Source organism: Micromonospora sp. NPDC023633 (genome assembly GCF_040640035.1).
Taxonomy (GTDB): Bacteria; Actinomycetota; Actinomycetes; order Mycobacteriales; family Micromonosporaceae; genus Micromonospora.
This window is the reverse complement of the sequence record NZ_JBFABB010000016.1, coordinates 67,824-77,032: the sequence shown is the minus strand read 5'-3', so window position 1 is coordinate 77,032 and position 9,209 is coordinate 67,824. Positions and strand designations below refer to the sequence as shown.

Annotated in this window: 6 protein-coding genes; 4 read left to right on the top strand and 2 right to left on the bottom strand. The window is 70.4% G+C overall.

Going from position 1 to position 9,209, the window contains the following annotated elements:
- Positions 1-1,416: family 43 glycosylhydrolase (locus tag AB0G13_RS07670; RefSeq protein WP_357870399.1), on the bottom strand; the 1,416-nt coding region annotated here is incomplete at its 3' end.
- Between the two features lie 549 nt (positions 1,417-1,965).
- Here AB0G13_RS07670 and AB0G13_RS07665 point away from each other — a divergent pair.
- A complete protein-coding gene (locus tag AB0G13_RS07665) occupies positions 1,966-5,160 on the top strand; it encodes a beta-N-acetylglucosaminidase domain-containing protein (RefSeq protein WP_357870396.1) in 3,195 nt (1,064 codons plus the stop codon).
- Positions 5,161-5,179: 19 nt separating this feature from the next.
- On the opposite strand, the gene AB0G13_RS07660 is transcribed toward AB0G13_RS07665, so the two are convergent.
- The gene (locus tag AB0G13_RS07660) at positions 5,180-5,953 is read right to left on the bottom strand and encodes a GntR family transcriptional regulator (protein WP_357870393.1); all 774 of its coding nucleotides are present in this window, start codon (positions 5,951-5,953) and stop codon (positions 5,180-5,182) included.
- A 158-nt stretch (positions 5,954-6,111) separates the two neighbouring features.
- Here AB0G13_RS07660 and AB0G13_RS07655 point away from each other — a divergent pair, with 158 nt between their 5' ends.
- Genes AB0G13_RS07655 through AB0G13_RS07645 form a run of 3 tightly spaced genes read left to right on the top strand, consistent with a single transcriptional unit; the run spans position 6,112 to position 9,209 of the window.
- The gene (locus AB0G13_RS07655) at positions 6,112-7,383 is read left to right on the top strand and encodes an extracellular solute-binding protein (protein WP_357870390.1); all 1,272 of its coding nucleotides are present in this window, start codon (positions 6,112-6,114) and stop codon (positions 7,381-7,383) included.
- A complete protein-coding gene (locus AB0G13_RS07650; RefSeq protein ID WP_357870387.1) occupies positions 7,362-8,312 on the top strand; it encodes a sugar ABC transporter permease in 951 nt (316 codons plus the stop codon). The genes AB0G13_RS07655 and AB0G13_RS07650 overlap by 22 nt, the downstream gene beginning before the upstream one ends.
- The gene (locus AB0G13_RS07645) at positions 8,313-9,209 is read left to right on the top strand and encodes a carbohydrate ABC transporter permease (protein ID WP_357870385.1); all 897 of its coding nucleotides are present in this window, start codon (positions 8,313-8,315) and stop codon (positions 9,207-9,209) included.

The window sequence follows — 9,209 nt, the reverse complement described above, 5'->3', positions numbered from 1 at the left end:
GTTCCCGTACGGCGAGGCGGCGAAGCCGAGGTCGTTGTGCCAGGCCCTGATCTGGCCGTCGGCCTGGATCTGGATCAGCTCGGACCTCCCGTCGTTGTCCAGGTCGGCGAAGCGCACCCGGGCCGGGTCGGTGAATCCGGTCGCGATGACGACGGAGTTCCCGTACGGCGAGGCGGCGAAGCCGAGGTCGTTGTGCCAGGCCCTGATCTGGCCGTCGGCCTGGATCTGGATCAGCTCGGACCTCCCGTCGTCGTCGAGGTCGGCGAAGCGCACCCGGGCCGGGTCGGTGAAGGAGGTCCCGATGACCGCGGCGGCGCCGTACGGCATGGCGTCGAAGCCCTTGTAGTTGTGCCAGGCCTTGATCTGCCCGTCGGCCTGGACCAGGGCGATCTCGGCGCGGCCGTTGCCGTCGAGCGAGGACTTGCGGCTGCCGCCCTGCACCGGTAGGCCGTTGACCCAGCGGAGGTTGATCGAGTACATGTGCCTGCTGCCGTCGGCGACCGCCGCGTGCATCACGACCTTGTCGCCGCCGCCCAGCCCGTCCTGGGCCGTCACGACGTCCGCGCCACCCGGACCGCAGAGTCCCGTGTTGGCCTGGGTCATGAAGGCGTTCGACGCCGGCGTCCAGGGGCCGATGACCGCCGGCGCCGTGGCGTACGACGTGTAGTAGCCGCAGCTGGCGAAGGACCCACCGGAGTAGAACAGCACCATCTTGTCGTCACGCTGGACCAGGTCCGGCGCCTCGATGATCTGGCCCGCCGCGACGGTCAGCATCGCCGTCGTCGGACCGACCAGGGTGGTGCCGTTGTTGGTGACCTGGCTGACCCAGAGCGTGGACGGCCGGTTGATGGCGTTGCCGTCGTTCTTCCAGGTGAGGTAGCGCGTTCCGTTCCGCGCGACGAAGGTGTTCGCGTCGATCGCGCCGCCCTGGCTGAGGGGACAGATGAGCGGCCCCGATCCGTAGGGCACGAACCCCCCGAGCGGCGAGGACGCGAGCGCCACGCCGATGCACTGACGGCCAGAGGCGGCGTCCTGGGCCGTGTAGGTGAGGGTCAGACTGCCGTCAGGGTTGGGGTGCACGTCGGGTGCCCAGGTCCTGCCGGCGACGGCCCAGCTACCGGGTCCGCCCGGCATCGCGTCACCGAGGACCTGCCACGGCCCGTCGATGGTGGGCGCGCTGGCCACCGGGAGGTGCCTGAAGTCGTTGGTGGCGTAGGCGTACCAGGTCTGACCGATGCGGACCACGTCCGGGTCTGCGAACCCTTGTGCGATGAGCTTTCTGGGGCCTTCGGCTACGGCGGTGACGGCACTCGGGCCCGCCGCGACCGGCGCGGCCGGCACGACGAGAGCGACGGTGGCAAGCGCTGCGAGCATGGCCGCGTGGGCCTGGCGGCGGCGGATGGGCGGGATACGCATGGCGATCTCCCTTCGGGGTCGGCCGTCGATGTCCGCGGCACGACCAGATACCGGACTAGGCCAGTATCGTGGAGCCCGGTCAGGTCGATGTCAATGGATCGCTACGCGCAGCGACCCGGACCAGCGCTGTCGTGCGCCGGTAGGGGGTTGACGTGGCCGGGTGTGGCATGGATCCTCGTCATCGGTATAGACCGGTCGGCCACAACCGATCGCACGCGCGGATGCCAGCCCGGCCCGGACGATCCTCCGGGAGCCCTTCGCGGCCGTCGGCTCCGACCCCGACGGCCGGCCTCGTCCCTGCTGACTCGACCGGACCGGCAGACGTCATGTCGGTCGGTCCTCGCGGTGGCCCGCTCACCGCACGCCACGCCGGACCCTTACGGAACCACGGCTGGCCCATATCGAATGAGTGGAGGTTCGATGTTTCTGTTGCGCTCGTTTCGCGGCTGTCGCCGCACCGGCGTGTTGGCCGGATCGGTCGTGCTCGCCGTTGGCCTGGTGAACCCCGTGCCGGCTCGGGGGCAGGCCCAGGCTCCTGATCGGGTGGGCGTGGCGCGCGTCCTTCCGACGCCGCAGCGCGTGGAGGCGCGTGCGGGATCGGTCGTCCTGCCCGACCACGTCGACGTCGTCGCGGGTGCGGCCGCGGATCCGGCGGCCCGGCAGTCTCTCGTGGACGTGCTCGGCGCGCGCGGGGTCACCGCCAGGGTCGTCGGAAGCGCGGACATGTCGACATCGCGTCCGGTGATCGTCCTCGGCGGCCCGAACGAGACGCCGGCGAGCGTCGCCGCGCTGAGTGCTCTCGGGGTGCAGGGGCCAGCGGGGCTGCCCGGTGAGGGGTACGTGCTGGCGGCCGGGCACGATCGGCTCGGGCGATCGCGGATCGTCCTCGCGGGTGTGGACGGCGCGGGCACCTTCTACGCGGTTCAGTCGTTGCGTCAGCTGCTCGTGTCGCGAGGCGCCCGGGTGGCCGTCGACGGTGTGGCGGTGCGCGACTGGCCGGGTTACCGGATCCGTGGGGGCATGGAGTCGTTCTACGGGCCCGTGTGGTCGCAGGAGGACCGGCGCTCGCAGATCGAGTTCCTGGCCCGGCACAAGATGAACCAGTTCTTCTACGGGCCGGCGGACGACCTGCGTACCGGATCGCACTGGGACTCCCTGTACGACGAGGCGGAACTGGGCCGGCTGAAGGAGATCCTCGACCTGGCGACGTCCCGTCATGTCGACTTCGTGTACCGGATCTCGCCGGAGGCGCCCCTGGCGCCCGGCCGCGGGATCTGCCACGTACGCGACGCCGATCGGGCCAAGCTGCTGGCGCGCCTGGCGCAGTTGTGGGAGATCGGGGTCCGCAGCTACGTCATCGCCTGGGACGACGTGTCCGGAAACTTCGCGTGCCAGGAGGACCGGGACGCCTACCAGGGCGATCCGTCGCCGCTCGCGGCGGCCCAGGCCGGGGTCACCAACCTGGTCCAACGCGAGTTCATCGAGAAGCGCCCCGGCGCCAGCCGCATGGTGACGGTGCCGACGGAGTACTGGGGCATGACGCCCACGCCGTACAAGAACCGGTTCGACGAGTTGCTCAGCACCGAGGTCGACCTCTACTGGACGGGCTCGGAGGTGGTCTCGCCGCGCATCACCGAGGACGACCTGCGGGCCGCTCAGGACGTCTGGCCGCGGCACCGGATCATGATCTGGGACAACTACCCGGTCAACGACTACAGCCCCAACCGACTCCTGCTGGGCCCACTGGTGAACCGCGACGCCGGCATGGCGGACGACGTCCTGGGCATCTCGTTCAACGGACTCGTCCAGCATCAGGAGGCCTCGCAGATCCCACTCGGCACGCAGGCCGACTACGCCTGGAACCCCGGGGCCTACGACGCCGAGCGCTCATGGACGCGGACTCTCGAGATCATCGGCGGCGACGCGTACGAGCAGCTGCGGCTCTTCGCGGAGAACAACAAGGCCAGCGCCCTGGACAACACCGCGCGGCCCCAGTTCGCCGCGCTCGTCAACCGGCTCATCGCCGACTACTCGGCGGGCCGAGCGGTGGACGCCCAACTCGACCAGCTCGACCGCGAGCTGCGCCGTCTGGAGGAACTTCCCACCACGCTGCGGGCGCAGCTCGACAACCCTCTGCTGCTCAAGCAGATCGAGCCCTGGCTGGACCGGGTCGGCACGACCGGCCAGGCGGGCCGGGCGGCGCTGGCGATCCTGCGGGCGCAGGACCGGGGGAACGGCGAAGCCGCCTGGCTGGCCCGGCGGGAGCAGGCGCGTGCCCGCGGCATCCTCGACAGGACATCGCACCAGATCAGCCCCGGCCCGGTCGACGAACTGCTCAGCTTCGCGGCCGCGCAGAGCGACGGCTACATCGGTGACCGCTGGTACGGCGACCTCGGGGCCCCCACGGGCCTACCGGCTGCCGCCCAGGGGTCCGCGCTGGGCAACCTGACCGACCGGCGCGACGACACGGCCTACGTCGCGGCCGGCAAGCCGCAGGACGGCGACGCGATCACGGTTGCGATCACCAAGCCGCACCGGCTGTCGGCGGTGACCGTGGTGCAGGACGCGACCGCTCCCGCCGACGGCGTGATCCAGGCGCTTGTCGACGGCGCCTGGGTGGATCTCGGACCGCTCGCTGACGGGTTCACCAAGGTGCCGGCGGCGGACCTTCCGGCCGGCGCGGTGCGGATCCGGTGGGCGTCGGGCAGCGCGGCTCCGCGCGTCTACGAGATCGTCCCGCACTACTCCGACGTGTTCAGCGGTGCCGTCTCGGTCGATCCGCCCGGGTCGCTGATCGCGCCTGGGGAGACGAAGCGGTTCCAGGTCGCCGTCGAGGTGTTCGCGGATCACCGGCTCAGCGGACGGGTGACCGCCACCGGCCCGGACGGCTGGACCGTCGACCCGGCGACGCAGGTGTTCCGTGCCCGGCCGGATGGCCGGACCATCGTCGCGAGCGTGCCGGTGAAGGTGAGCGTCCCGGCCGGCGCGGAGCCGGGGCGCCACCAGGTCACGGTGGCCTTCAACGAGGACGGCGCGCCCACGGTGAAGGTGTCGCTGCCGATCCTGGTCGGGCAGCAGAGCTACCCGAACCTCGTGACCGGGGCGGACCCGTCCGGCTACTGGCGCCTCGGCGACCCGGCCGGCTCCAGCACCGCCGTGGACAGCTCCGCCAGCGGGCGGAACGGGACCTACCTCGCCGGCGCCCAGCCGGTCGCCGAGGGCGCGATCACCGGTGACCGGGCGGCGGACCTCTCCGCCGGCTACATCGAGGCGCCGCGAGGCCCGCGGACCGACCTTCAGGGCGCCTTCACGTTGGAGGCGTGGGTGAAGCTGGACACGCTCGCCCCGGCGCCGGGGCAGGCGGTCATCGAGAGCTACTCCGGGCCGGCGGTCAACGGGTACGCCCTGCGGGTGACCGACGGCGTCCTGCAGGCGTGGTCGCTCGGCGCCGCCGGGAAGGGGCACGGCCTCGTGACCGGCCGTACCCGGCTGACGGTCGACGAGTGGCACCACGTCGCCGCCGTCTTCGACGGGTCGCGACTGACCGTGTACCTCGACGGCGTCGCGGACAACAGCGTCGCGACGTCGGTGCCGCCCGGCAGCGGTACGGCGAGCGTCAAGCTCGGTGGCCGCGGGGACGACGCGAATCACCGGCTGCAGGGTGACCTCGACGAGGCGGCGATCTACGATCGTGCCCTGACCGCAGCCGAAATCGAGGCGCACCACCTCACCGGTCTGCGCTGACCGGCCCTGCGGATGCGCGTCAGCCGCCCTGGGACGGGGGGCTGACGTGCATCTGGATGGCGTACCGGTCACCGCGGTAGAGCGAGCGGCCGTACTCCACGACCTTGCCCATGTTGTCGACCGAGATGCGCTCTATCAGGAACGCCGGGGTGTCCTCGGCGACTTCGAGCCGTTCCGCCTCGGTGCCGGTCAGCCGGGCGATGGTGACGGTCTGCCGCGCCGATTCGAGCCGCACCCCGAAGACGCGGCTGAGAACCTCGTACAGCGAGTCGTCGCGCTCCATCACCTTCAGCAGGCTGGGGAACCGCGCGGCGGCGAGGTTCGTCCGCTCCAGCGCCATCGGGATGCCGTCCGCCGTGCGGATCCGCTCGATGTAGTGGGTCGGGTCGCCCGGGGCGATGTCGAGGCTGGCGGCGACCAGGCGGGCGGCCGGACGGGTGCGGGCGCGGTACGACTTGGCACCCGGTGTCATGCCGCGCATCCGCATGTCCTCGCTGAACGAGCGGAAGATCTCCGAGTGGGTCAGCGTGGGATGCTGCACGAAGGTCCCACGCCCGGGCACCCGCCGGACCATTCCCTTCGACTCCAGCGCGTCGATGGAGCCCCGGACGGTCATCCGGGCGACTCCGAACCGTTCGGCGAGGACCCGCTCCGAGGGGAGCAGCGCACCGTCCCGCGAGTTCAGGACCATGGCGGTGAGGACGTCCCTGATGTGCTCGCCCTTGCCGCCGTTGCGCTCCGCCGGCAGGGACTCAAGCGCCCCGTCGCTCGGCTCATGTCGGGTCCTTGGCACGAACCAGCTCTCCTTCCTACGAATTCAACCATCGTACGGGCAACTGCCCCGACGGCTGGTGAGGTCGGCGTAACCGTTGACCTCCGGTCTATACCAGTATTAGCCTCGGCTGGTCCGCCACGTCCAGCGGGGTGGCGGCCACGACGATCGGAGATGCGATGCCCAGAAGACGCGGTGTGCTGGGGGCGGCAGCGCTGCTCGCCATCACCCTTACTGCGTGCGCGCCAGGCAGCGGGGGCGGCGGCGACGACGCCGTCAACCTGAAGGTCTGGGGCTGGCGGCAGGAGGATGTCGCGGCATACAACAAGATCTTCCAGATCTACGAGAAGGCCCACCCGGGCGTGACGGTGGAGTACCTGCCCTACAAGAACACCGAGTACGACACGATCCTCAAGACCGGCCTCACCGACTCCAGCGGCCCCGACGTCGCGCAGCTGCGCTCCTACGGGCTGCTCCAGCCGCTGGTCGCCGCCGGCAGCCTGGTGCCCCTCGACGACCAGGTCGACAAGCTCAGCGGCTTCCCGAAGCCGGTCCTCGACGGCGCGAAGGGCGAGAAGGACGGGCGCGTCTACGGCGTTCCGTTCGCGCTCCAGACCCTGCACGTCATCTACAACAAGAAGATCTTCGCCGACAACGGCATCGCCGCCCCCACCACGTGGGCGGACATGATCGCGGGCTTCGACAAGCTCAGCAAGGCCGGCGTCACCCCGCTGGCGAACACCGTCACCGACAAGTGGATGCTCCCGATCGAGCAGGAGATCTTCGGCGCCACGACGTACGGCGGCCCCGACTACCTGACCAGGATGCTCGACGGCTCGGCGAAGTTCACCGGCACGCCCTGGGTGAACTCCCTCGAGGCGTGGAAGAGCACCCAGAAGTACTGGCCGGCGCAGGCGTCCGGGGTGAGCTACGCGGACGCGCAGGCACTCTTCACCTCCGGCCGGGCCGCCGCGTTCCCCGGCGGCGTGTGGGAGATCGCCGGGTTCAAGAAGGCCAACCCGCAGCTGGACCTGGGCATCTTCAACGTGCCGCCCGCGCCCGGCGCGGCGGTCGACAAGACGCTGGTCCCCGGCTACGTCGACGGGTCGTTCGGCGTCTCGGCGAAGTCGCCCCAGCGGGACGCGGCTCTGGAACTCGTGCGGTGGATGGCGACCGAGGAGTTCGGCCGCGCCCTGGCCACCGAGCTCCGCCAGATCTCCGCGGTGCCGGGCGTCCAGCCGCAGGACGAACTGCTGGCCCAGGCACTCAGGGAGTACCAGGCGAACCCGAGCCCGTACGTTACCTACGCGTACTTCTCCGGCGGCACACCCACCGCCTGGGACCTCGCCTCCGAGGCGTTCTCCGACTACGTCCTCGGTCGACGCAACGCCGCTGACACGGCCGCCCACGTCCAACGAGGGGTCGATCAGTGGTTCCGGCCCAAGAACTGACGGTCCGTCCTGCCCGGCGGTCACGCCGCCGGGCAGGACGGGTCTCGGCAGGGTGGATCACGACCTTCTGCCTGCCGGCCCTCGCGCTCTACGGCCTCTTCGTCGTGGTGCCGCTCGTCACCGCCTTCTACTACGGGCTGTTCCACTGGGACGGCACCCGGCAGGGGGAGTTCGTCGGAATCGGCAACTACCAGGAGGTTCTCGCCCGCTATCCGTTACGCGACGAGATCCCCGCCGCGCTGGGGCACAACGTCCTCTTCTTCGTCGGCACCATGGCGATCCAGAACACCGTCGGACTGGGCCTGGCGGTGCTCCTGCACCGCAATCCCTGGGGCAAGCGGCTGTTCCAGACGCTCTTCTCGCTTCCCTACCTGATCAGCCCGCTGATCGTCGGGTACATCTGGTCGCTCCTGCTGAGCCCCACCTTCGGCCCGATCAACTTCGCGCTCCGCGCGGTCGGCCTGGACGCGTGGGCGCGCCCGTGGCTCGGTGAGCCGGACCTCGCCCTGCCCGTACTGATCCTGGTCAACGCCTGGCAGTGGATCGGCGGACCGATGCTCATCTTCGGCGCCGCCCTGGGCGGCATCCCCCAGGAGCTGGAGGAGGCGGCCGCGATGGACGGCGCGTCCGCGACCCGGGCGTTCTGGAGCATCCGGTTCCCGCTCCTGATGCCGGCGGTCGGCGTGATCACCGTGCTGACGTTCATCGGATGCTTCAACATCTTCGACCTCGTCTACGCGCTGGGCGGCTCCGACGGCGGACCCGGCGGCGCGATGGACGTACTGGGCCTGCTCTACTACCGGACCGCCTTCCAGGGCGGCAGCAACGCGATCGGAGAGTCTTCGGCGTTGGCCATGCTCATCTTCGTGTTCATCTTCGGGGTCTCCCTGGCCCTGGAGCGGGTGCTGCGCCGCCGGGAGGTCCACTAGATGACCACCCTGCGCGCCGCCCCCCGCACGGCACCACAAGCCAGGGGCGAGCTTGAACCTCCGCGCGGCACCCGCCAGCGTTCGCTGCTGCGCACCGCCGGCGGCCAGTTCGTCCTGTGGGCCTACGCCGCGATCGCCTTCGGCCCGCTGCTGCTGGTGCTGGTCGGATCGCTGCGGAGCAACGCGGAGATCCTCCAGGCACCGGTCGGGCTGCCCAGCTCGTTCGACCTGAGCAACTACACCCGGGCGTGGCAGACCGCGTCGATCTCGACGTACTTCGTCAACTCCCTGACCGTCACCTGCGCCTCGGTGGCGCTGTGCGTCAGCGTGTCGGCGATGGCCGCCTACGCCCTGTCCAGGTGGAAGTTCCGGGGCCGCGCCCTGCTGGCGGCGTTCTTCCTGTCCGGGTTGATGATCCCCGCGAAGCTCGGCCTGCTGCCGGTGTTCTACATGTTCCAGTCGATGGGTCTGATCGACAGCCGGATCGGGTTGGTGCTGCTCTACGCGGCGAGCGGAATCCCGTTCTCGATCTTCGTGATCATGGGCTTCATGCGGGGACTACCCGGTGAACTGGAGGAGGCCGCGCGCATCGACGGGGCACACGAGGGCCGGCTGTTCGTGTCGGTCGTCCTGCCCCTGATGCGGCCGGCGCTCGCGGTCGCCACGGTCTTCCAGTTCGCACCGACCTGGAACGACTTCTTCTATCCGTTGGTGCTGCTGCGCAGCGGGGACAAGTACACCGTCCCGGTCGGGCTGACCCGGTTCTTCGGCGAGTTCGCCGCCGATCGCGGCACCCTCTTCGCCGGACTCGTGATCGCCCTGGTGCCGCTGGCCGTGGTGTTCGCACTCGCGACCAAGCAGATCGTCGCGGGCCTGACCGCAGGGATGTCACGTTGA

Excerpts from the sequence above, each read along its gene's own strand:
- AB0G13_RS07645 (WP_357870385.1), top strand. The coding sequence starts at position 8,313 with ATGACCACCCTGCGCGCCGCCCCCCGCACGGCACCACAAGCCAGGGGC.
- AB0G13_RS07655 (WP_357870390.1), top strand. The coding sequence starts at position 6,112 with ATGCCCAGAAGACGCGGTGTGCTGGGGGCGGCAGCGCTGCTCGCCATC.